The sequence below is a fragment of the Mucilaginibacter rivuli genome, from assembly GCF_019391655.1.
Lineage (GTDB): Bacteria > Bacteroidota > Bacteroidia > Sphingobacteriales > Sphingobacteriaceae > Mucilaginibacter > Mucilaginibacter rivuli.
In genome coordinates, this window is the sequence record NZ_JAHXPQ010000002.1 from 484,708 (window position 1) to 509,079 (window position 24,372).

Below are 24,372 nucleotides of genomic sequence, written 5' to 3' on the forward strand. Positions count from 1 at the left end.
CACATACAAAAAGCCCGGTAGTTATTCTACCGGGCTTTGTTTTAATTCAAATGATCATCTTATAGCTGCTTTTTTGATAAAGTTTACTGTGGCGATAAATGCCTTGCTTTAAACTGTGCCATATATAGCGATGTTAGCACCAGCCCGTTTTTGTTCTGTCCCTCCCAATAGCCATCCTCACGATCTTTAAAATGTCCCGCATCGCGGCCGCCGTGTAAGCCAATGCAGTAGTTTTCGCCACTTACCCATGGCTTTTGTACTACGGCTTTTGCGGCGGTGCAGTTCCATAATATTTGAGTTACGCCGCTCCACCCATGGCCGCTACCCATGTTACCGCGGTCTTGTATATCAATGTCTCCATCGCTAACAATATTGTCATATAATGTGCCTGTTGCCCAGCGGTGATGCGGCCCGGCATCTGCATGGGTGTTTTTGGCGGTACTGTTATAAAAAACATTTGGCCCGCAAACCTTTGCGCCGGTTACGTAATCGTGCCTGCCATCTTCGGCCTGGCAATTTAAAAACAGGTTTAACTGGCCGGTATTATTAAAAGAGTAGCGCCTGCCCCCCGTAATTACCGATTTTGCATCCGTGCATTTACAATCTGTAACGGTAATGTTCCTTGATCCGCCATCGGTGCTTACACACGCGTAACCAAAATATCGCGATGCTACGTTGCGTACCCATCCGTTCTCGGTATTCTTTATTCCAATAGCTATCCAACCATGGTTTTCATCGGTGTCATTGGCATAGTCAGATTCGAATCTGATATTCTCAATACCAACTTCGCTTATACGGCCGGCAAATGTGTACTTGTAAATAGCACCGCCACCGTATTTGGTTTCCATCTGCATAACTATGGGGTTATCAATGTAAATTTTGTTGCCTTCAATTTTTGTGATCACGCGTTCATAGTGCATGTCATATTCGCCCGATTGCCATTGTTTGGTGCCTGGCCGAGCCACTATCTGATCCATTTTAAGGTCGTGTATCCAATTCTCAGGACTGGGCCTGTAAACAATAATACGGTCACCAACAGCATAACCTGCTGCCGACGCTACATTGAACGATTTGGTGCCAACAGGCACAAAACCATCTGTAATTTTTACCCGTGTTCCTGCAGTTTCTTTAACGGTACCTTTGCCGCCAATGTTTAATAACGTGCGCTGCCCTGTTCCCGAGGCAATAAGAGTGGTGCCTGTTTTAGCCTCCTGGCCTTCGCCGCGTAATACTATGCCGCTTGTGCTTATGCGCAGGCTGTCAGCTACTTTATAAACCCCTTTTTTTAGTAAGATGGCGCCACGATAACCATTCGCATCAGGTGTAAGTTTAGCTACTTCGTTAATAGCATCCTGTATAAGTTGTTGCCCGTTGCCATCTGCCGGGGCATTAACCGTTTTAACTATCGGGACATCAGGAATTGCTTTATCACCTTCGCGATACCCTACGCGACTAAAATCGGGCAAGGTGTTGCCCTGCTCATCGGGGTGATAGGTGAGGGAACCATCGGTATTTAAAGTAACTAATTTGGATTGCCACTCACCTTTATAAGCCTTAAAAGATACTACTGTTAAAGATATTGCTGCAAGGATAAATGTTGTAATGAAAAATTTGTGCCTCATGTTTATATGCTATTGGTGCACTAAATTGATGGATAATACTGCTTAAATCATTATATCATATTGGCGTGTTGTTCAACTAAAATAACCCTATCAAAAATGTTACCGGATATTTTATCCTGTTGTTTGCATGGTAATAACAATGCATAGGATGTAAATATTGAATAATAATACAAGGCTTAGGCAAGTAATTTTACACAATAACTAAACTATGCCATGTGTAAACTAAACAGGTTGTTGCTTTGTGTTTTATTACCATTATTTTTTAATTGCTCATTAAGTGCACAGTTATTAAAAGATGCCCTACAGCCTGCAGTAAAAAATGCAGGATTTAAAATGGAAGGGTATATACTTTGGTGCCCATCGGTAATTAAAGTAGGTAATACGTACCATATGTTTGCATCACGATGGCCCGAAAAATATGGTTTGGCCGGTTGGACTACCTACTCTGAAGTAGTGCGCGCTACGTCCGACAACTTATATGGTCCATACACTTTCCGGGAAGTGGTGCTGCAAAAACGCGAAGGCATGTGGGATAAGGAACGCTGCCACAATCCTAAAATAGTAGAGGCCGGAGATAAGTATGTGCTCTATTATATTTCGACGGCTAATAAAACAGGTTACGCCTGGGCAAATGCCATAACAGGCCCCTGGAACCGTATGGATATCGAGGCAATACCTTGTTCAAACCCTGCACCGCTGGTAAAAAGCGATGGTAGTATATATGTTTTTGGCCGCAAGGTTATTAATGATGTTAGGGCTGCTTTGGTTTATACAGCACCTGCCTTTAATGCAAAGTACACATTGCAGGGCGATGGTTTGAACATATTGCCCGATAACAATGAGCTTGAAGATCCTACAATTTGGTGGGCATCAAACCAATACAATGTTTTATTGAGTGATTTTAAGGGTAAGTTAACCGGCAACTCAAAAAGTGGTGCGCAATATTACTCTAAAGACGGGCTAACTTATAAACCGGTATCAAAAGATGCAGTGTACACCAAAACTGTAACTTACGATGATGGAAGTACCCAAACTTTTAGCCGCCGCGAACGCCCATTTGTTTACCCTAATGAGAAAGGTGAAATTACCGCCTTATTTACTGCCTGTTTAACCCCCGAAGGCCAATCGTGGATAGTAGTAAACCCTGTGAAAAAGTATATACCCCCACATTTTTAACTACAGGTTTTTAGTTGCACGTAAACGTGTTGCTATGAGTTTTAAATAATATTTATGCAATTAAATTGCATAAATACAAGTCTGTTATACAGCTATTTACAATAGCTTTTGTTTAAAAAGTAGCACATGTCAATAAAACAATTGTTAACAATTTGGTAACGTTGTATAATAATATTGTTACATTGCATCACCAATTATAAACCGGTTATGGCGCAAGCAAACCACGAAATCGACTATCTTGTTAACGAGATTGCCGTAAATAATAGTGAACAGGCATATAAACGCTTGTTTACATTATTATTTGCGCGGTTAAATCGATTTGCCTATTCAATACTTAAATGTAATGAACTTGCCGAAGAAGTTGCCAGCGATGTAATGATAACTATTTGGCGTAACCGTGGTAACCTGTTAAGTATCCAAAATATAACAGTGTATGCATTTGTTGTTGCAAAAAACAAATCACTCAATATGTTAAAGCAAAATAACCAGGCAAAGTTAATATCTATTGATGATATTGAGTTTGATGTTAGTTTTGACAACCTTACCCCCGAGCAGATATTAATAAACGGCGAGCTGAAAAAGAAAATAGAAGGTGCTGTGCAATCATTACCACCAAAATGTAAAAGCGTTTTTAAGCTGATAAAAGAAGATGGTTTAAGCTACAAAGAAGTGGCAGAGATATTGAATATATCGATAAAAACTGTTGATGCTCAAATGGTTACAGCCACAAGGAAGATTTGTCTGATCGTAAGGGCGGAGTATAACCTCATCTGATATATTCCCCGCTAAAATAAATATTTTCATTTCGTATAGGGAATTTCCCCGGCAGCATTGTCCTACACATAATTATAAGCCAATAATCTCTCTATTTTATTATGTACGAAGACAGAATTTTGCAATTACTGGCCCGTAAAATGGCCGGTGAAGCATCTGGGGATGAGCTAAAAGAGCTAAACTCTTTATTAGAGCAGTATCCGGACAATCTGTACTATGAGGAAATTTTAAAGCAATTGTGGGATCAAAAGCCCGCGGATAGTATTGATGTTGATGAGGCTTTTAACAGGCATAAAGATCAGTATAGTTCGGATTTTGAACTGACAGTTCGGTCATCGCAAAAGTTGCGGTTTTTCACTATTCAAAGGATGTTAGTTGCTGCAACAATACTTTTAATAGCAGCTGCAGCTTTTTATTTTTATCAGTCACAAAACCTATCACAACAAGGATCACTCTTTACCGAAATTACAACTACCAAAGGTATCCGCAAGAAATTCAGCCTGCCCGATGGTACACAAGTTTGGCTAAACGGAAATAGCAAGATCACTTTTGATAACAATATGAATACCAGCCCAACCAGGCTGGTGAAATTAATTGGGGAGGCCTATTTTGATGTTACTAAAAACAAGCGTAGGCCATTTATTATTCACACCGATAAGTTTTCGATTAGGGTTTTGGGCACCGCCTTTAACGTAAAAGCATACCCTGGCGATAAAAAAACCGAAGCGACATTAATACGGGGCATGATAGAACTCACTATAAACGACAGTTTACAGGAGAAATTTATTTTGAGGCCCAACGAAAAATTTGCCATGGCATATTCTAAGCCGCAAATTACTACTGCTGCCGATGCCGAGATATTACCTGTAGCACAACATCGAAAATTGGTTATTGAAGATATTAAGCCAGTTGAGATTGCCAGCAAGCAATATATTGAAGAAACATCTTGGGTCGATAATAAATTGGTTTTTAAAAATGAATCGATGGAAGAGCTTATCCCCGAACTGGAGCGCTGGTATAATGTAAAGATCGAGATCAATAATGACCGGGTTAAAAAGTACCACTTTACAGGTGTGTTTCAAAACGAAACCCTTGTACAGGCTTTAACATACATGCAAATAATCAGACCATTTACATTTAAAATAGATAAATATGACGTGAAAATCAACTAATCCTAAAAATAAGATTAAGTAAGCGGAAGGTGCTCGAACACCCCCCGCCGAAATCTGTAATCTTTTGGCTCGGGTATAATACCCTCTTATTAACAGATTGTTTAATTAATTAAACCTTTAAATCTATGAAAAAAAATCAACTTCATAGTAATGGCTCTCTATTTTACCCCTACAAAAAATATTTTCTAATGCTCAAATGTGTTTTTATTTTGACTTTTTTGTTTTGCCTTAGAGTGTCGGCAAATACATATTCACAAAATGTGAGTATGGATATCAAAAACGTTGATCTTAAGAAAGCGCTTTCTGTACTTGAAAGGAAGAGCGATATCCGCATTCTATACAGCGAAGAAGTGTTGCCTACCGATAAGCAGATCACACTGAAGGTAACTAACACGCCCTATTTAAATGTACTTCAAAACTTTCTGTTAAATACCAACTTAACATACAGGGTTTTAGAAAACGGGCTTGTTATTATTGCCCCGATTGGCACCGATATTAAAAACACCGAAATTAAAGGTAAGGTTATTGACGATAAAGGCGAGCCTTTACCGGGTGTTATAGTAAAAGTGAAAGGTGCACAAACCGGAACGTCTACCGATGTTTATGGTAACTACACACTAAATTTACCCGATGCCAACGTAACCCTTGTTTTTACATACCTGGGTTTTGCACCACAGGAAGTTGCCGTAAATGGCAAAGCTGTAGTAAACGTTACCCTGTTGCCAAACTCAAAATCGCTTAACGAAGTAGTTGTTGTTGGGTATGGTACACAAAGGAGAGGAGATGTATCGGGTGCTATAGCTTCGGTTAACATGGAGAAGCTTAAAGAAGTACCGGCTACCAATTTAACCAACGCTTTACAAGGCCAGGTTGCAGGTTTGGTAGCAACGCCAAGCTCATTCAGGCCAGGTTCTGGTGCTGCGGTTCGTATCAGGGGTAACCGGTCATTAACAGCCGATAACAACCCCTTATATGTAGTTGATGGTATTCCTATCACTTACAGTATTGATGATATTAACCCATTAGATATTGAGTCTATCGACGTATTGAAAGATGCATCAGCCACAGCCGTATATGGCTCGCGTGGTGCTAATGGTGTTATCCAGATCACTACTAAAAGAGGAAAATCAGGTAAGTTGAGTATTGATTACAGCGGAAGCACTTCATTTGATAATATACTTAGAAAACTCAGTATATATAATGGTGCCGAGTTTGCCCAGTTCAGGCGCGATGCATTTATCGGTTCGGGTGTGTACAACAACGGTGTAGCTGCAAATAAATTTTACTACCCCGATCCGCTGGCTGATTATTTACTTTTTAATGGCGACCCAAGCCTTTGGCAATCGGTTTTACAGGGTTATACCTTTACACAATATGATCCGGCCAACAAAATATTTGTAGCACAAACCAGGCCCACAACCCCCGAGGAGCAAGCTGTTATGGCAAAACTGGGATACCCTGTTTTAACAAATGTTGCTATATACGACCCTTCAAAAATACCTACCTACGATTGGCAAAGCCAGGCTTTACGTACAGGTGTTACACAAAGCCATAACCTGTCGTTATCAGGTGGTTCAGAAAAATTCAGGAGTACATTGTCTGCCGGGTTTTTTAATCAAAAGGGTATTGAGTACGGGCAGGATTATACCCGTTATTCGTTCAGCACAAATAATAACTTTAAGCCAAATGAAATTATTGATATTGGTGCAAACATTAACTACAATAACGCCGTGCAAAATGTTGGCCCTGACGAATACGCAGGAGCAAGCGGACAGTTCCCGTTATCGCAGCCGTACGATGCAAACGGAAACTTTATATTATTCCCGGGTAATGATGGCAATGTTGTTAATCCTCTTAACGATCGGAATGCTGTATTGAATGAAATAAAAACGAATCGTTTATTAGCTAACATATATGCACAAGTTAATGTTTTAAAAGGCTTGAATTACAGGATCGCCTTTGGCGCGGATATGAACGACACGCGGCAGGGAACCTTTAATGGCGCTATTTCAAGTGCGAGTTCGGGAAATCCGGCAAGTGCTACTTATCAAACAACTTACGGCTTTGTTTGGACATTGCAAAATCAATTAAGCTACACAAAAACTATAAAAAAGCATACCATTAGTGCTACAGCAGTTCAGGAATTGCAAAAGGATAGGGTAGAGGTAGCTAAAGTTGGTGCCAACAATTTATCTTATGAAAGCCAAAAATGGTATTCTTTAGCAAACAATACCCTAGGTACTATCAACTCTTTGGCATTACCAACAGGTGTACTTCCATTTTCACAACGCCAGTTAGTTGGATATTTAGGCAGGTTAAGCTATTCTTATGATAGCAGGTACGTTGTAACGTTAGGTTACCGTTTGGATCAATCGTCGGTTTTTGCCGAAGATAAGGCAGGCCAGGCGTTCCCTTCCGTTTCTGTAGCATGGAAAATAGACCAGGAACCATTTATGAAAAACCTGAGTTTTATTGATGAATTGAAACTGCGTGGTGGCATAGGTTCGGTAGGCCAATCCGGCATTCCACCATATTTAACACGCGGTCCGTTAAACTCAACCCCAACTCAGTATAATTTTGGTGCCAATCCTGCACCGGGTTATGCACCCCAAAACTTACCATTGCCTGATTTAAGCTGGGAAAAAACAACCACAAAAAATATAGCTTTGGATTATAGCTTTTTAAAAGGGAGGATTGCAGGTTCAATTGATGTTTATCAATCCAACTCAAACGAGATCCAAAAAGCAGCCATTCCTTCGGCATCAGGCTACAGCAGTTACTACGTTAACCTTGGCGAAGTACAAAATAAGGGTATCGAAATATCTGTTAACACGGTTAACATAACCAAGCCTAAGGGTTTTAAATGGACTACCAGTATTACCTTTTCTGCAAATAAAGAACAGATCACTTATTTAACCGCCAATGGTGTTGATGATATTGGTAACCAATGGTTTTTAGGTCAGCCGGTTAAAAACTATAATGATTACCAGGGCCATGGTATTTTTCAATATAGCGATACCCAACCGGGTGGTATATTGTATGATTACTTTTGGAAAAAAACCAGTAATAAAACCGACCCTAATTTTCAGCCCGGACGTATCCGTGTTGATGATATAAATGGTGATACGGTTATTACATCGGCCGATAAGGTTAACCTGGGCTCTCCAAATCCTAAATGGACCGCGGGTATCAGTAATACAATATCTTACAAAGGGTTTGATCTATCTACATTCATATATATCAGCCAGGGTTCGTTGTTGCGCGATATCAGACCAGGATTGGTTGGCCGTTATGAATCTGTAAAAGTAAATTACTGGACACCAACCAACCCATCTAATGATTACCAGCAGCCCAATACTTTAAGCGATATACCGCTTTACTGGCAGGCTATAAGCTTTAGGGACGGATCGTTTGTAAAAGTAAAAAGCATACAGTTAACATACCACGTTCCGGCTGCTTTATTAAAGAGGTTTAGCATCAGTAACCTGAGCTTGTCTGTTAATGCCGTTAACCCGTTCTTGTTTAGTAAATATGACAGGTACGATCCGGAAACTGTTCCTTACACATCAACTTATCCGTCAAGCAGTACTGCCAACCCGGCACCTACTTCTTACAGCTATAGGAGTATCGTGTTCGGCTTAAAGGTTGGATTGTAAATCGTTAATTAATTAAAACTAAGAAGATGAAAAAATATATCATACCGGTATTAACCATATTAATGGTTTTCGGCACTACATCTTGCAAAAAATTCCTGAAAGAGGACCTGGTAAGTACGCTTACGCAAGATTACTATAATACAGATCAAGGGCTTGAAGATCTTGTACGTTCAGCTTATACACCTGTGAGGTGGAAGTTTGAGGGTGAGCAGGCATACGCCTTGCACAACTTTGGTACAGATGAGTTTATTTTAGGCGATCAGTTTAACTTTGTTTATTATAACACTTACGATCCAAGCTTAAACTCGGGCGAAGGATTATTAAACGCGCTCTGGACAAACAATTATGATGGTATAAACCGTTGTAATATTGGTATTGAGCGTATTCCGTTATATAATAATGGTTCTTCAAAAACCCTGGGTACAAACGCTCAGAAAACACAACGCCTGGCCGAACTGCGTTTTTTGCGTGCTTACTATTATTTTTATATGGTACAGCAGTTTGGCGGTGTACCTATCGTATTAAAATCAAGCACAAATGTTCAAACTGATTTTCAACGTGCCAGTATTGCCGAAGTTTATAATGTTATTATATCCGATCTGCAATTTGCCAAAAACAACCTTACAGCAACCAATACAGAATTGGGCAGAGCTACAAAAGGCGCTGCGCAACACTTTTTGGCAAAAGCGTATTTAACACGGGGCAGCGCCGTAACCGAGCAGCGTGGCCAGCAGCCTACTGATATTGATAGCGCTATATTTTACTCAACGGCGGTTATTAATAGTGGTACGTACGCGCTTGAGTCCGACTATATGAATTTATGGAACGGTACTTACCCGGCGGGTTATCCAAATGTACAAACACCTGCGGTTGGAGTTAACGGAACAGCGCCGGCAGGTGATTATTCAAAAATTCAGGCATCAAATAATAGCAAGGAAGTGATTTTTGCGGCACAGTTTATCAATAACGTAACCGCTGATGGTACAACCGGTAACCGTACGCATGAGTATTATATTTGTCAATATGATTTGGGCATACCGGGATTGATACGAAACCAGGATAACTTTAATGGCAGGCCATTTCGCCGTTTGGGCCCATCGGACTATACGATAGATATTTTTGACAGGAAGAACGACTCACGCTTTTATAAAAGCTTTGTAACCGCTTATTATTCAAATGTAAATACAAGCGTTCCTAAATTTCCTACGCCATACCCGGCCAACCCTGCATTGGCAGGCCAGCTTAAATATGGTATTGGCGATACTGCTGCTTTGTTTATTGTGAATAACAAGAATACCACACTTACAGCTGCCCAAATTGCAAACTACAGGTATACTGTGTTTGCAAGGTATTACCTTAACGGCGCTACGCTAACATCGGGCTTTAACAACAATAAATACCTTACATTACGTAAGTTTTTAGATCCTGTTCGTGTTACTACAAACTTTAATGAAGAGCGCGGAGTTAAAAACGGTATCCTTGCCCGTTTGGGGGAAACCTACTTAATTGCAGCAGAAGCCTATGGCCGTAAGGGTGATTACACCAATGCATTGATCTATGTAAATAAACTAAGGCAACGTGCCGCTTTTCATGCAGGCGAATTTAAAAATCCGCAAACATGGATGTTTGATGGTGGTACAAAAGGGGATGTAACAGATACTTACATTAACATGATAGCTACTCCAACATTGTTTACCACCAACGCGCCAAGCGAAAACTACCCGGCAAGTGCTAATACTGACGCGACTCGCTTTATAGCTTTTATGCTAAACGAGCGTACAAGGGAACTTTGTGGCGAATTATACCGTTGGGAAGACCTGGTACGAACAGAAACATTGTATGACCGTACATTGCTGTTTAACAAGGATGCTACCAGCCTTAAAACGTACAGTAAACTTAGGCCGATACCGGTACAACAAATTAACCTGACCACCAAAAATGGACAGCCATTGAGCCCTACTGATAAACAAAACTATCAGAACCCGGGTTATACTAATTAACAGTAATTAAAAAGCTGGGTTATAAAAAAGCTCCCCAAAGTTTGGGGAGCTTTTTGTTGTTTTAAACCTGAGTTTTACAGTTTTATTGCCCACCCATTCGCGGCGATTTTAGCAGGTATTGTTTAGGTGGCTCGACGCCTAAAAGGTATTTAACAAAGTAATCCCAGCGGCGGCGCATCATATATGGGCCATATTGGCCATAGCCATGTGCACTGTTTGGAAAAATAACAAGGTCATAATCTTTATTGGCTTTTTCTAAGGCCTCAACAACAAGCAGTGTATTTTGTGGTGGTACATTATTATCCATTAAGCCGTGGGCAAGCATCAATTTGCCTTTTAGGTTTTTTGCATAAAGTTGATTTGCCTGTGCTGCATAATCTGAGTTAGATGTTAGTCCATTATATCTTTCGCCCCAATCATCCTCATAATTGCGGTTATCATGGTTGCCGGATTCTGATATGCCAACCTTAAAGAAATCAGGGAAGCGGAACATGGCGCATGCCGTAGCAAAACCACCGCCCGAGTGCCCCCATATACCTACTTTACCGGTATCAATATAAGTGTACTTTTGGGCAAGCTGCCGTATGCCGGTAATTTGGTCGGGCAGGGTGTTTTCGGCCATATTTCCATAGCTCAGGTCATGGAAAGTTTTAGAGCGTAACGGGTTACTTGTGCCTTCTATCATTACTACAATAAAGCCTAACTCGGCAAGTGCCTGGTTATCTCCCCTTGATGCCGCGAACGACCAGCTACCCACGCTACCACCCTGGGGGCCCGGATAGATATAATCAATGATCGGATATTTTTTATTAGGATCCAGATTTGCAGGGGTAAACATAAGCCCGTAAATATCGGTTTTACCGTCTTTTGCTTTTACCGAAAAGGGCGTTACCGGTTTCCAGCCCGAAGCTACCAATCTCGAAATATCAACTTTTTCCAAACTACCAATCAGTCGCCCTTCCGTGTTTCTGAATACGGTAACAGGTGGCACATCGGGTTTGGAGTAAGTGTCGATAAGAAATTCGCCGGACGGAGATAATGTTGCAGTATGGTTACCACTTTCCGGTGTGAGCACCATAAAGTGCTTACCATCAAACCCTATTTTGCAAAACTGGCTGAAATACGGATTTTCAGGCTCGTTGCCATCAATATAAAAGTAGATCATCCTTTCTTTTTCATCCACCTTAACTACACGGGTAACCACCCAGTTACCATTGGTGATCTGGTTTTTTACTTTCCCGGTAAGGGCATCATATAAATAGAGTTGCCCTTGGTTACTACGCTCAGAAAACCAAATGATCTCGTTCGTTTTTGATAAATAATGCCAGTTAATACTTCCCCAGCCCGATTCAAACTGTGTAGGTACTGTTTCATCAAAAACCTCGCGAACTGCACCTGTGGCAGCATCGGCTATACGTACTTTTTCTTGTTTATGATCGCGGGATGTAGATACAAATGCCAGTTGTGTGGCATCGTCGCTCCATTCTACATCATCAAATGTGCCGCTGCTCGAAATATCATCACTTAAGGTAGCGCGGTGAGGGTCGGCAGGTATCTGCAGGTTAATTACTTTTGGGGCGTCAACCTCAATAATAACACGCTGAATGGTAGGTATTACTTTATCGCCGGGTAAAGGGTATTTCCATTGCAATAAGGTTGGTTTACCCACATTGGTAGTAACCAAATACATATCGCTTACTTCGCGCTGGTCCTGTTTAAAGGTGGCTATTTTTTTTGAATCCGGCGACCATTTTAAAATAGCGCCATCGCTTGATTTCCATCCGGCATTATCGGTAGCATAGCCAAAGTTTTTAATACCATCGGTAGTTAGTTGGGTTTCTTTCCCCGTTTTAACATCCCTAACCCAAAGATTATAATCTTTAATATATGCCGCGTTGTTACCATCAGGCGAAATTACCTGGTTGCCACCACCGCGCCTTCTGCCGCCAAAACCGCCAGCATTGGTTTCGGGCGGAGTAGAGTTGTCATCTGTGATTGTGTATGTAGATAGATCTGATTTATACTGTTTGCCTTCAACCTGGAACATCACAAACTTTACATCTGCCGTAAACCAGATAGATTGAAAGGGCAGGTGCTTTTCATCGTAAGTTTTACCCGTAATGGTGGATAAGGCTGCTGCCAGTTTTGAATGATCAAATGCAGCGGCACGGGTCCCTTTTTTTGCGTTGATCAATATAAATTCTGTACCGCTCGCATCGGTACGGCGGTACCAGAAACTGTCGCCCGGCATCCAATTAGGTACTACAGTATATTGGTCAATAAGTGGGGCGGTATTGTAGGTAAGTGTGTTTTCGGCACGCTCATAATCTTTTGCGGTAAGTGCAGTTGTTTGAGCGTAGGCGCTAATGGTTGACGCTGCAGATACAACGGTAAGTAAAAGCTTATTCATAGCTGGTAATTAATAAAAGTCTTGTTATTTGTTAAAAGCCAAGATACTGCAAATTTATGGCTTGTCAAGTAACAACACTATGCCACAAGCTCTGATTAGACTCAACTGAGCACTATTCCTACAAAAACTGCTTCATATAATTAAGGTAAATATCATAATCAGATGGAACAGTTCCGTGCCCTCCCGAATGCATATAATAGCCCAGCGGACGATAGGTTAACGATGTGTCAGCTGCTGCAGGCCATTGACTTTTGCCTGGCCCGTTCATGCCAAATAACTGGTAAACAGGTTCGGCTGATTGTGCGGCAAGGAACTCGCCTTTTGGGTCCGACCAGTAATCCGTATCACCGGTTTGCATCAACAGGTAGCGCGGTGCCATCAGCGAAACCAACATGTGGGCATCAACAGGCGAAGCGTTAAAATCATCGGAGTATTTGTGCCAGTTTGCTGCAAATTGGTAAAAATAACGGCTGGTATCCGTCATGTGCTTAATGTTCTCACCATAGTTGCGTCGGCTAATAGCTCCGCCGCCTTCGCCCGCACAGCTTTCCAGTACCATTTTAAAGCGGGTATCGCGGGCGCCTGTCCACAATACGGTTTTGCCCAGGCGGGATACGCCGTTCAACGCGATACGTTTTGCATCAACCTGTTTATCGGTTTCAAAATAATCCATAGCGCGGCTTAAACCCCATGACCATGCCGATATAGCGCCCCACTCATCATCGGCAGGGTAGGCCTGGCCAGGTTTCATGTAATAACCGCGTATGCCATACTTATAGCCGGTTTTAAAATCGGGTTCTATATCGCCATAATAAATGGTTGCGATACCAAAGCCTTCGGAAGTAAATTTTTCAACATCAAGCTTGCCTAAGCCCATTGTGGGAGCAGGCACTTTTTTGCCACTGCGGTCCCACATATAACCTCGCTTAACACCGGTGTCTTTGGTTGACATGCTTGAATTTGGCGAGAAAGAGATCATGAGCAATAGAGGTACCGGCTTGGTTGCCTTGGCGGGAAGGTACACCAGTATATCCATTTTATGATCGGATGTATCTTTGGTAAAATAAACCGTGATCTGCTTACGGATAACGCGCCCCTCAAATACCGGTGTGCCTTTATCAAAAACATTGAAACTCATATCAGCAGGTTTGGCGGGCACTTTGCCAAACTGGTAGCTTTCAAACAACTTTACAATTTCGGGCCGGCGCTCTTTTAACCAGGTTTGCTTATCGCTAATCTTTTTGCCGTTCTGCAGTGTAAGTACATCGGGCAAGGTATAAGTGCCAACTTTGCTTTCATCGTAATTTACAGGTATGCCGGCCACTACAGCTGTTGGTGGTTTTGCAGGCGCAGCCTGGGCGAATGTTTTTATATATGCGCCCGAAAGCGTAACCAACAATGTTATACTGCCAAATATTAATGGTTTACTTTTCATGATCAGTGTAATTGATATGGTGGATCGTTAGCAGGAATAAGTTCGATAAATTTTGGCGCAGGTATATCAGCAGCGCCGTCAAGGCCGCTACCGGTTACGTTACTGATGCCAAGTAGTGGCCCTGAATAACCGGTTACATTAATTTTACTCAGTTTGGCGTTTTTTATATTAGCCAGTGATATGCCTTTTTTACACGTGCCTGTTATATTACTAAAAACAAAGCCATCCAAAGGTTTACTGGAATGAACGCCCGTGCCATCAACCAATACAGGTACATCGGTAACTTTGATATTGGTGAATTTAAAGTTTTTGGTTGTAGGTACGCCCTCAATGCCGGGAACAGGAATTTGGTCCTGCAAACCACTGCCGCTCAGGTTAAAGCGTAAAAGGCCACCTTCGGTGCCCGATACGTCAATATTGTTAACCGTAATATCTTCAATAAAAGCGCCCCGGCCAACACGGCTTTTAATATATAAGGCAAAACTTTTAGCGTAGGTAAATTTGCAGTTTTCTATCAATACATTACGTATGCCGCCTGAGGTTTCACTGCCGATGCCGATGCAGGCGAAAATAGAATCGGCAAAAGTACAATTGGTAATGCGCACATCTTCGGTAGTACGCAGCATGGCATACCCTTCCATTCCGCGGCCCGATTTAAGCGATATACAATCATCCCCTGTCGCTATATCACAACCATCTATCAACACATGCTTGCACGAATCCACATCAATGCCATCGCCGTTACCACCTGTACTACGTATGTTCAGGTTTTTAATGGAGATATTATCACAACAGGTTAAATGGATAGACCACATCAGGTGGTACGATGTAGAAAAATCCTCAAAAGTAATATTTGAACAGTTAATGGGTTCTATCAGTGCCGGATGCCGTAATGGCTTATCGGCAGATGGCCTCCCGCCAAGAGCATCATTACCCACAATTTTACCGGGACCCGTTATGCTGATGTTATGTGCATCATTTCCATATATTAACGCGGTATGGCCTTGTATCCATTTGCCTTCCCATCGTACCTGGGTTACGGGATAATCCGCAAAATCCGGCGTGCCAAGCAAAACTGAGCCTTGCCCTAAACGGAGCGCTACGTTCGATCGTAATTGAATAGCGCCTGTAAAATAATTTCCTTCCGGGATAAATACTTCGCCGCCGCCAAGTACGTTGCAGCGGTCAATAGTTTGCTGGATGGCTACAGTATCTTTTGTTTTACCATCGCCAACAGCACCAAAACTACGGATGTTAAGTTTAATGCGGGTAGGCGGGGGTTGAGGCGTTACAGGTGCTGTTGTTCCCTGCACGGTTGTCGCGCCAAAAGCTAAAGAAGTTGCAGGAATGGCAAGCAAACCCAATCCGGCCTGTTTTAAAAATACACGGCGTTTATTCATGTTATAAGATATGTTATAACCGCCAGGCTTGGTTTCTGGCGGTAATCCAGGTTGTTGATTTGTATACGATATTAAGCATTTAATACATCACTTGCTGTTTTAATTTTACCGGGAACGATTGTGTATCACACATGTTGCAAATGCTTGAGGCACGCTGTTTCAATACCTCTTAATTTTCTATATTTTAGCACGCAATGGCAGAGAAGAATAACAAGAAAACGATATGGGCATGGTGTATGTTCGACTGGGCGAATCAATCTTACAATATGGTAATTACGTCAACCATATTTCCGGCGTATTATGTAGCTGTAACTACCGAGCATAATCCCCGAAAAGATATTGTGACCGTTTTTGGGCATAACTATATCAATACCGTTATTCAAAACTATGTGCTTGGCTTATCGTATCTTATTATAGTGTTGCTGTTACCCATATTGACATCAATAGCCGATTACAAAGGGAACAAAAAGAATTACCTTAAATTTTTTACATGGTTTGGTGCTTTGGCTTGTGCCGGATTATATTTTTTTAAACCCGATAGCAGTTTGGAGCTGCCTTTAATATTTTATGCCATGGCCTGCATTGGGTACTGTGGCGGCTTTGTATTTTATAACTCATACCTGCCTCAAATAGCCACTACCGATGAACTGGATAACGTAAGTGCCAAAGGCTTTATGTACGGTTATGTAGGTAGCCTGGTAATGCAGTTACTCTGCTTGCTTGTTATTGAGAAACCTATGTGGTTTCATATAACGGATGATTATTTGCCGGCACGTATATCTTTCCTGATGGTGTTTATCTGGTGGATGGGCTTTTCTATCATACCATTTAAATTATTGCCTAAGGGCGAGCCGCGAGCAGCTAAAACCAAACAGAACCTGTTAACAGGTGGTTTTAAGGAACTTGGTAAAGTAATGGGTAAAATAAAAGAGTTACCCTTGCTTAAACGGTTTTTGGCATCTTTCTTTTTCTACTCCGTTGGTGTGCAAACCATTATGCTTGTGGCCGCTAACTTTGCTGCCAAGGTGCTGCACATGACAGATGATACCCTGATACCCATAATTTTAGTAATACAGGTAGTTGGCGTAATAGGCGCTTATATTACATCGAAAGTTTCGGGTAAATATGGCAATGTCACTACGCTGGTTGGTTTAGTATCTATTTGGACGGTGCTTTGTTTGTGCGTGTACTATGTAGCTACAGTAGGCCAGTTTTTTGCTGCTGCTGTAGTGGTGGGGGCTGTAATGGGAGGGGTGCAATCCATATCGCGGTCAACGTATTCAAAATACCTGCCGCCAAATATTACAGATACGGCATCGTTTTTTAGTTTTTATGATGTAACCGAAAAACTGGCCATCGTAGTAGGCCTTTTCTGTTTTGGATTTGTTGAATCGATAAGAAATCAAATGCGCGACTCGGCCCTGGCATTGGATTGCTTTTTCGCGATAGGATTGATCTTGCTTATTGTGCTGTTCGTCGCCGAAAGGAAAGCTAAAAAATTGCCTGCAACTGTTGTAGAAGTATAACCGGAATTTAAATACAAAAGCGAGTGGAAGAGCAGGGTGATAAAGAAGTTTATATTATTCAGGATAAGACGATTGCCGACCTTACAGAAAGCATGATAGGGCAATATGCCCCTGCAGGATTTGACGGTGGTGGTTATGACCATTTTTCTCCCGTAGCGTTAAGCATAGATAATGGCGTTTTTGAAAACCGGGCAGGGCAGCTTACATCGGTAATACAACAACATAACAAGATCATACTGGCCTGTAATTGTGAACAAGCCGCAAACAGGTTATGCACGCACCAGGCTGAGGTACTTTTACAGATCATAAAGAAAGATGAGCTCAGGGTATTTTTTGATGAGAAACTACGCGACCAAAAACTGCGGAAGTTTGCCGTTGATTATGGCCTGGAAGATGCAGATGATATAGGCGCGTACTTTATCCACAGGTATCATGATGGAAGATCATTAATTGTGCCGGTGCAGGCTGGGCTTTTCCCGGTAAGCAAAGATAGCCTGAGCAGTGCTGTACAACTATTAATTCCCGATAAGGAAATAGTACATAAAACTGAAGGGATACAAATTCGGCGCGTTATCGTCATTAAACAGCATAAATACTACAAGCACCTGCAGGTTGAACTTTGCGATGCGCCAACAACCGTTGATGGTGGGATAAAGAACCCCTTAACCCCGGTGCCACCTTTAGAATTGGTTTGGGATAGCAACGACCCTTTTGAACTGAAGTTTTTTACAGCAGTGTCGCGTTTTCAGCAAACTATTAATGATAAGGTATCAGAACAAGCCATCACCAGCTTAAAAGCAATTGTTCGAAATCCATTAGATATGGATTGTTACATGCACGATAGCGAAGTATCGGAAAAGATAACAGCAAGCGCTTTGCAAAAAGTGAAGCTAGGCAGGGTTACTCAAAGTATTGAGATAACGGTAAATAAACAAGGCGATTTTTACGAGGTATCAGGTAAACTAAAAATTGGTGACGCAGTACTCGAACTCAAAAACATAGAGGTAGGGTACACCTATTTTGTTCAATTGAATAACGCGCTATACCTTGTTAAAGATGTTGCTATGCTTGGCGGTATCGCTTTTTTTAAACGAAGGGGCGATAACCTGCTGATCCACAAAACAAAGTTTAATGAGTTTAAGGCACTGGTATTGAATAAGCTGGAAGAAAGCAACACCGTAAATTATCCATATATTAAGATAGCTACGCTTGCGCAACTTAAAAAAAGCGGTTTTAGCGGTGAGCCGGAAAAGATAATTTACTTGTCGGATTTTGGACCGTATATTATGATACTGCCTGTAATGCGTATTGGCGAGGCTGAAATACCCATACGCACCACAAAGCAAATATTTGCGCTTGATGAAAAGGGTAAGGAGTTTTTGGTAAAACGCGATGACGCCGCCGAGACCAGGTTTATGACCCAAATTATTAAACAGCATACATACTTTGAAGAGCAAATTGACGATCACCTGCAGTATTTTTACCTGCACCGCAAACGCTTTCTGGATGAGAACTGGTTTTTGGATGCCTTTGAGGCCTGGCGAAATGAGGGTATCACCATTTTAGGTTTTAATGAATTGAGTGGCAATAAACTCAATGCTGAAAAGATCAATGTAAGCGTACAGGTGCTGAGTGGCATCAACTGGTTCAATGCTACTGTAAAAGCACGTTTTGGCAAGCGCAAAGCTTCGTTAAAGCACTTACACAAGGCTATACGTAACAAAACCAAGTTTGTACAATTGGACGATGGTACACTGGGTGTTTTACCTGAAGAGTGGATAGAAAAATTCACCAAATACTTTACTGCCGGTGATGTGTTTGATGATGAAACGCTGCGCATATCGAAAATGAATTTTGAATCGGTAAGCGAAATGTATGAGCGGCAAATGCTTGATGAAGAAGTACTGCAACAAATAAGAGGATACAAAAAAAAGCTGCATAGCTTTGATACCATACAAAATATTGATGTACCGGCCGGCTTTAACGGAACATTGCGGCATTACCAACAACAAGGCCTTAACTGGCTTAATTTTTTAGATGAGTTTAACTTTGGCGGCTGCCTGGCTGATGATATGGGTTTAGGTAAAACGGTACAGATCATCGCGTTCATCTTGTCGCAACGGGGTAAAGTGAGCCATAATACCAATCTGTTGGTGGTACCTACTTCACTGATATTTAACTGGCAGGCCGAGATCAAAAAATTTGCGCCAGGCATAAAAATACATACCATTTATGGTGCCGACAGGATAAAGAACACCGACGAGTTTGGGAAGTTTGAGGTGATCCTCACCTCGTACGGCACGCTGCTATCGGATGTGAACTTTTTGCGGCATTACGAGTTTAACTACATCTTTTTAGATGAATCGCAGAATATAAAGAACCCCGGCTCGCAACGGTATAAATCGGTAATGCTGCTTAAATCGCGCAACAGGATAGTTATTACGGGTACACCCATAGAGAACAATACCTTTGATATTTACGGGCAGCTTTCTTTCGCTTGTCCGGGTTTGCTGGGCAGCAGGCAATATTTTAAAGATATATACTCAACACCGATCGATAAATTCAAGGTAAGTAAACGATCGCGTGAATTACAGCAAAAAATAAAACCATTTATATTGCGCCGCGCTAAAGACCAGGTAGCTACCGAGTTGCCAGAGAAAACAGAAATGGTATTGTATTGCGAAATGGGTACCGAGCAGCGCGGTATTTACGATGCTTACGAAAAAGAGTTCCGTGAGTTTATTGCGGCAACATCGCAGGATGAACTGCCTAAAAGTTCAATGCATGTGCTAAAAGGCATAACCAGGCTGCGCCAGATATGCGACTCCCCTTTGCTGCTGGAAGGAGAGAAGCTGCCGGGCAGCATGTCATCAAAAATTGAAACACTTATTGAGCAGATAGAAAGTAAATCGCCACAGCATAAAATACTGGTTTTCTCCCAATTTGTGACAATGCTGAGCCTTATAAAAGAGGAGTTGAATACGCGTGGAATACAATACTCCTACCTTACAGGTGCAACCCGTAACCGTGAGGCTGAAGTTAATAAATTTCAGAACGATGCTGATGTAAGGGTATTTCTTATCAGTTTGAAAGCGGGTGGAACAGGGCTTAATCTAACCGCGGCAGATTATGTTTACCTGGTTGACCCCTGGTGGAACCCGGCGATTGAAAACCAGGCAATAGATAGGTGCTATCGCATAGGCCAGGAAAAACATGTGGTAGCCGTAAGGCTGATATGCCCCGATACCATTGAAGATAAAATGGTGCACCTGCAGCAAAACAAAAAAGAGCTGGCTAATACGCTCATACATACAGACACCTCCATTTTTAAATCGCTTACGCGTGATGATCTGTTAGGGATGTTACGGAAGCCATAATTCAATGTCGCGCATTTGTAATGGGAATAATACAATTGGTTGGTTATTTAATTATATACAATTCGTAACTTTCTCAACACTTAACTAAACTGATTCTCGTTATGAAAAAATTTCTACTCCCTGTATTATTGCTGGGTGCAATTTTTAATGCCCAGGCACAGGATGCCGTTGGTTACCAAACACCACCAAAAGCTATGGCCGATCTGTTGCTGGCCAAGCCAACACCATCTGTTAGTGTTGACTCTAAAGCAGAATGGATGCTGCTTAGCGCTCGCAACGCTTACCCGTCAGTAGCCGAACTGGCAGCACCCGAAGTTCGAATCGCCGGCTTACGTATCGATCCGCTTAATTATTCGCTTAGCCGCCAGATATTTGTCAATAACTTTACTTTAAAGAACATCAAAACAGGTAAGGTTTTTCCTATACTCGGTTTACCATCGCCTTTATTTGCAAATAGCATGAGTATTAGCTGGAGTCCGGATGAGCATAAAATAGCTTTTACCCAGGTAAATCAAAAAACGGTTGATCTGTATGTGATCAATGTACTTACCCAAAAAGCTATGAAGGTGAATAAAACACCCTTGAATACCGTATTAGGTAATGGTATTTTATGGGCCGATAACAGTACCCTGTTTTACCGTGTAGCAAGTAAACCGGTAAGTATGGTTCCTCAAAAACCATTAACACCCAAAGGGCCCACCGTTCAGCAAAACTTAGGTAAGGCCGCGCCAAGCGCCACATTTGAAGATTTGATCAAAACGCCTTATGATGAGCAGTTATTTGAGTTTTTCGGAACATCGCAATTGGTTCAAAATAAGAACGGGATAGAAACACCGATAGGTAAACCGGCAATATATAACAGCACTATTTTATCGCCGGATAAAAAGTATATGATGGTGCGTAAGGTTAAAAAACCATTCTCTTATTTAGTAACCGATCGTGGTTTCCCATCAGAAGTAAGTATCACCGACCTGAGTGGAAAAACGATCAAGATATTGGCTGAGCTGCCATCAACCGAAGGTACGCCATCCGGTAATGATAATACCCAGGATGTATCCCGCGATTTTGGTTGGAGAGATGATGAAGCAGCAACCATTACCTGGGCACACCCCTTAGATAGTGGCCTGATAAAAAAGAAAGTTGATTTTCATGACGCGGTTTACTCGTTAAGCGCCCCTTTTACCGGCGAGGCTAAAGAGTTATTTAAAACCCAGTACCGTTACCGTAACGTAACCTGGGGTAACAGCACTTTTGCCATGGTTAGCGAAGGTATGCGATCTAAACAATTGAACAGGGTTGAACGTTTCGATCCATCAACAGGTAAGCTGGAAGTTTTATATGACCGCAGCCAAACAGACTCATACAACAACCCGGGTATTCCTGTGCGTGAGCGAAATAAATACGGTCGCGATGTAATTATTACCATTGATAACGGTACAAAATTATTAATGAATAACATTACAGGCGCATCTGCCAAAGGTGATATGCCGTTTCTGGCTAAATTTGATCTGGCTACCAAAAAGAACGAGATCATCTGGCGTTGTAAAGAAGGTGAATATGAAAGTATATCAGATGTAATAGACGCTGATAAGCTGATCGTGCTGACCCGCCGTGAAACGCAAACCGATGTACCTAATTATTATATCAGGAACATTACTGCTAATACCACTAAAGCAATTACCGCCTTTACCAACCCTTACCCGCAATTGGTTGGTGTTAGTAAAGAAAAAATACACTACAAACGTGCCGATGGTGTTGACCTTACCGGCGATTTGTACCTGCCTAAAGGGTACGACAAAGCAAAAGATGGCCCGCTGCCAGTTTTGATATGGGCTTATCCGCGCGAATATGATAATGCTGCTGATGCTGCGCAAACGCGTGGCTCACAATACCGGTTCACGCTAATTGGCGGTGGTAGTCCGGTGTTTTTTGTAACCCAGGGCTATGCGGTTTTAGATAATGCGGAAATGCCTATTGTTGCCAAAGAAGGGCAAAAACCAAACGATAGCTTTGTTGAGCAATTGCAATTAAACGCAGAGGCTGCTATCAATAAATTATCGGATATGGGTGTAGGCGATCGTAACCGCATTGCAGTTGGTGGACACAGCTATGGAGCTTTCATGACGGTTAACTTATTAGCGCACACCACGCTTTTTAAAGCAGGTTTGGCAGAGAGTGGCGCTTACAACCGCACGTTAACACCTTTTGGTTTCCAGAATGAAGACCGTACCTATTGGCAAAATCCTAAATTGTATTATGATATGAGCCCGTTCAGCTTTGCGGATAAGATAAAAACGCCCTTGCTGATGACACATGGCGAAATGGATGATAACTCAGGCACTTTCCCTATCAATAGCGAGCGTTTATTTGCCGCTATTAAAGGTTTGGGTGGTACCGTTAGGTTTGTGTACCTGCCATTTGAAGCGCACGGCTACCGTGGCCGCGAGAACCTGTTACACAAACTATGGGAGCAATATACCTGGATGGAAAAATATGTGAAAAATGCTGATCCGGTAAAGAGCGCTAACGTTGTAAAATAACGCCTCGTAAACGTAACTAAAAAAGCCCTGTAAAGGGCTTTTTTAGTTACCGGCTATTGATAGCAGGATACAACAGGATAGTGGCCAGATAGGTATGCCTGATATTTACATCAAATGAAAAAAACCATTATAGTTTTATTACTTGCCATTGCGATGCAAAATTTTGCTTTTGCCCAAAAAGTATTTACACCCGATGAAATAGCGGCCATCGCTAATAATGGATCGGGCATTAGTGGCCCGGGCAAACCCATTGAAGGCGCAGGCTGGGGCGATTGGCGCGATGGTGCCGGCAAAGGAGGGCCCTCAAAAAGAGCTACAGGTTCGGTTGTGGCAAATGGCCTGCTACCATCAATAAAGCCAATTTTAGATGCGCACATTCGCGATGCTGTGGTTATTTTGGGTGGTGATTGTAACTATTACCTCACGGGATCAACAGGAGATAATATCTGGGCTCATGCTGATGGAGTTGAACTTTGGCGATCAAAAGACCTGAAGAACTGGAATTACATGGGCCTGGTGTGGACTATCGAGAAAGATGGCACCTGGGAAAAAAAATGGGCCGACCTGCATGGCAAACCCGCGCGCGCTTTATGGGCGCCCGAGCTGCATTATATTAAGGGTAATTATTACATCTGCCTGAGTATGCCGCCAACAGGCATATCCATATTAAAAAGTACTACAGGTAAACCCGAGGGGCCGTATGTAAATACCGCGGCTGACCCATCTCAACCGTTTGTTAAAGGTATTGACCCTACGCTGTTGCAGGATGATGACGGAAAGGTATACTTTACATGGGCGGGCGCAAACCACATTGGCCTTATGAAAAATGATATGAGCGGCTTTGATGGCCCTCTGCATGATGTAAAACTATCAAACCCCGATCATGACCCAACACACCACGTAGCGCGTTGCGAGGGACGCGGAATGAATGACTTTGGTACCGAAGGCGCTATTTTATTTAAGGCTAACGGTAAATATTACCTTGGCGCTGCGGATGACTATCAGGGCAGGTACTCAAGCTGTGTTGGCATATCGGATAATATTTACGGCCCGTATCATGACAGGCACGAAATTGTGCCTTGCGGCGGCGGAACAAATTTTTTTAAAGATAAACAAGGCAACTGGTGGAGCTCATTTTTTGGTAACGATACGCAATCGCCGTGGCGCGAGAAGCCCGGGCTGGTGCGGATTGAATTTGCTGCCGACGGGAAGGTTGTTGTTTCTAAAAATCAACCATTTGCCGTTGATATACCTGTGAGTAAATAACAAATTAATAGTTTAGTT

13 protein-coding genes are annotated in these 24,372 nt (G+C 42.1%); 9 read left to right on the forward strand and 4 right to left on the reverse strand.

Going from position 1 to position 24,372, the window contains the following annotated elements; genetic code table 11:
- Positions 1–83 precede the first annotated feature (83 nt).
- Complete coding sequence (locus KXQ82_RS05890) at positions 84–1,622, reverse strand: hypothetical protein (RefSeq protein WP_219487229.1); 1,539 nt, start codon at positions 1,620–1,622, stop codon at positions 84–86.
- A gap of 333 nt (positions 1,623–1,955) precedes the next feature.
- Here KXQ82_RS05890 and KXQ82_RS05895 point away from each other — a divergent pair, with 333 nt between their 5' ends.
- The 5 genes from KXQ82_RS05895 to KXQ82_RS05915 all read left to right on the forward strand — a co-directional run bounded on the left by KXQ82_RS05895 (position 1,956) and on the right by KXQ82_RS05915 (position 10,400).
- Positions 1,956–2,798, forward strand: a complete 843-nt coding sequence (locus KXQ82_RS05895; protein ID WP_219487230.1) for a glycoside hydrolase family protein — start codon at positions 1,956–1,958, stop codon at positions 2,796–2,798.
- A gap of 207 nt (positions 2,799–3,005) precedes the next feature.
- Positions 3,006–3,572: an RNA polymerase sigma factor gene (locus tag KXQ82_RS05900; protein WP_219487231.1), complete on the forward strand. Its 567-nt coding sequence runs from the start codon at positions 3,006–3,008 to the stop codon at positions 3,570–3,572.
- A 101-nt stretch (positions 3,573–3,673) separates the two neighbouring features.
- Positions 3,674–4,744 (forward strand): FecR family protein, encoded by a 1,071-nt coding sequence (locus KXQ82_RS05905; protein WP_219487232.1) that lies wholly within the window; start codon positions 3,674–3,676, stop codon positions 4,742–4,744.
- Positions 4,745–5,010: 266 nt separating this feature from the next.
- Positions 5,011–8,400 (forward strand): SusC/RagA family TonB-linked outer membrane protein, encoded by a 3,390-nt coding sequence (locus tag KXQ82_RS05910; protein ID WP_219487233.1) that lies wholly within the window; start codon positions 5,011–5,013, stop codon positions 8,398–8,400.
- A gap of 26 nt (positions 8,401–8,426) precedes the next feature.
- On the forward strand, positions 8,427–10,400 hold the full coding sequence (locus KXQ82_RS05915) for a RagB/SusD family nutrient uptake outer membrane protein (RefSeq protein ID WP_219487234.1): 1,974 nt from the start codon (positions 8,427–8,429) through the stop codon (positions 10,398–10,400).
- An 82-nt stretch (positions 10,401–10,482) separates the two neighbouring features.
- Here the strand turns inward: KXQ82_RS05915 and KXQ82_RS05920 are convergent, their stop codons facing one another.
- The 3 genes from KXQ82_RS05920 to KXQ82_RS05930 all read right to left on the reverse strand — a co-directional run bounded on the left by KXQ82_RS05920 (position 10,483) and on the right by KXQ82_RS05930 (position 15,645).
- Complete coding sequence (locus tag KXQ82_RS05920) at positions 10,483–12,810, reverse strand: S9 family peptidase (RefSeq protein WP_255563472.1); 2,328 nt, start codon at positions 12,808–12,810, stop codon at positions 10,483–10,485.
- A 118-nt stretch (positions 12,811–12,928) separates the two neighbouring features.
- On the reverse strand, positions 12,929–14,245 hold the full coding sequence (locus KXQ82_RS05925) for a glucuronyl esterase domain-containing protein (RefSeq protein WP_219487235.1): 1,317 nt from the start codon (positions 14,243–14,245) through the stop codon (positions 12,929–12,931).
- A 2-nt stretch (positions 14,246–14,247) separates the two neighbouring features.
- On the reverse strand, positions 14,248–15,645 hold the full coding sequence (locus KXQ82_RS05930; protein ID WP_219487236.1) for a glycoside hydrolase family 28 protein: 1,398 nt from the start codon (positions 15,643–15,645) through the stop codon (positions 14,248–14,250).
- Positions 15,646–15,839: 194 nt separating this feature from the next.
- Between KXQ82_RS05930 and KXQ82_RS05935 the strand changes: the two genes are divergently transcribed.
- The 4 genes from KXQ82_RS05935 to KXQ82_RS05950 all read left to right on the forward strand — a co-directional run bounded on the left by KXQ82_RS05935 (position 15,840) and on the right by KXQ82_RS05950 (position 24,354).
- Positions 15,840–17,171: an MFS transporter gene (locus KXQ82_RS05935; protein ID WP_219487237.1), complete on the forward strand. Its 1,332-nt coding sequence runs from the start codon at positions 15,840–15,842 to the stop codon at positions 17,169–17,171.
- A gap of 23 nt (positions 17,172–17,194) precedes the next feature.
- Complete coding sequence (locus KXQ82_RS19940; protein ID WP_369412427.1) at positions 17,195–20,548, forward strand: DEAD/DEAH box helicase; 3,354 nt, start codon at positions 17,195–17,197, stop codon at positions 20,546–20,548.
- A gap of 101 nt (positions 20,549–20,649) precedes the next feature.
- A complete protein-coding gene (locus KXQ82_RS05945) occupies positions 20,650–23,088 on the forward strand; it encodes an alpha/beta hydrolase family protein (RefSeq protein WP_219487238.1) in 2,439 nt (812 codons plus the stop codon).
- A 114-nt stretch (positions 23,089–23,202) separates the two neighbouring features.
- Positions 23,203–24,354: a family 43 glycosylhydrolase gene (locus KXQ82_RS05950; RefSeq protein ID WP_219487239.1), complete on the forward strand. Its 1,152-nt coding sequence runs from the start codon at positions 23,203–23,205 to the stop codon at positions 24,352–24,354.
- The last annotated feature ends 18 nt before the right edge of the window (positions 24,355–24,372 follow it).

What these genes read in the sequence shown, in the direction of transcription:
- KXQ82_RS05890 (WP_219487229.1), bottom strand. Translation starts at nt 1,622, where the DNA reads ATGAGGCACAAATTTTTCATTACAACATTTATCCTTGCAGCAATATCT.
- KXQ82_RS05895 (WP_219487230.1), top strand. Translation starts at nt 1,956, where the DNA reads ATGGAAGGGTATATACTTTGGTGCCCATCGGTAATTAAAGTAGGTAAT.
- KXQ82_RS05900 (WP_219487231.1), top strand. Translation starts at nt 3,006, where the DNA reads ATGGCGCAAGCAAACCACGAAATCGACTATCTTGTTAACGAGATTGCC.
- KXQ82_RS05905 (WP_219487232.1), top strand. Translation starts at nt 3,674, where the DNA reads ATGTACGAAGACAGAATTTTGCAATTACTGGCCCGTAAAATGGCCGGT.
- KXQ82_RS05910 (WP_219487233.1), top strand. Translation starts at nt 5,011, where the DNA reads ATGGATATCAAAAACGTTGATCTTAAGAAAGCGCTTTCTGTACTTGAA.
- KXQ82_RS05915 (WP_219487234.1), top strand. Translation starts at nt 8,427, where the DNA reads ATGAAAAAATATATCATACCGGTATTAACCATATTAATGGTTTTCGGC.
- KXQ82_RS05920 (WP_255563472.1), bottom strand. Translation starts at nt 12,810, where the DNA reads ATGAATAAGCTTTTACTTACCGTTGTATCTGCAGCGTCAACCATTAGC.
- KXQ82_RS05925 (WP_219487235.1), bottom strand. Translation starts at nt 14,245, where the DNA reads ATGAAAAGTAAACCATTAATATTTGGCAGTATAACATTGTTGGTTACG.
- KXQ82_RS05930 (WP_219487236.1), bottom strand. Translation starts at nt 15,645, where the DNA reads ATGAATAAACGCCGTGTATTTTTAAAACAGGCCGGATTGGGTTTGCTT.
- KXQ82_RS05935 (WP_219487237.1), top strand. Translation starts at nt 15,840, where the DNA reads ATGGCAGAGAAGAATAACAAGAAAACGATATGGGCATGGTGTATGTTC.
- KXQ82_RS05945 (WP_219487238.1), top strand. Translation starts at nt 20,650, where the DNA reads ATGAAAAAATTTCTACTCCCTGTATTATTGCTGGGTGCAATTTTTAAT.
- KXQ82_RS05950 (WP_219487239.1), top strand. Translation starts at nt 23,203, where the DNA reads ATGAAAAAAACCATTATAGTTTTATTACTTGCCATTGCGATGCAAAAT.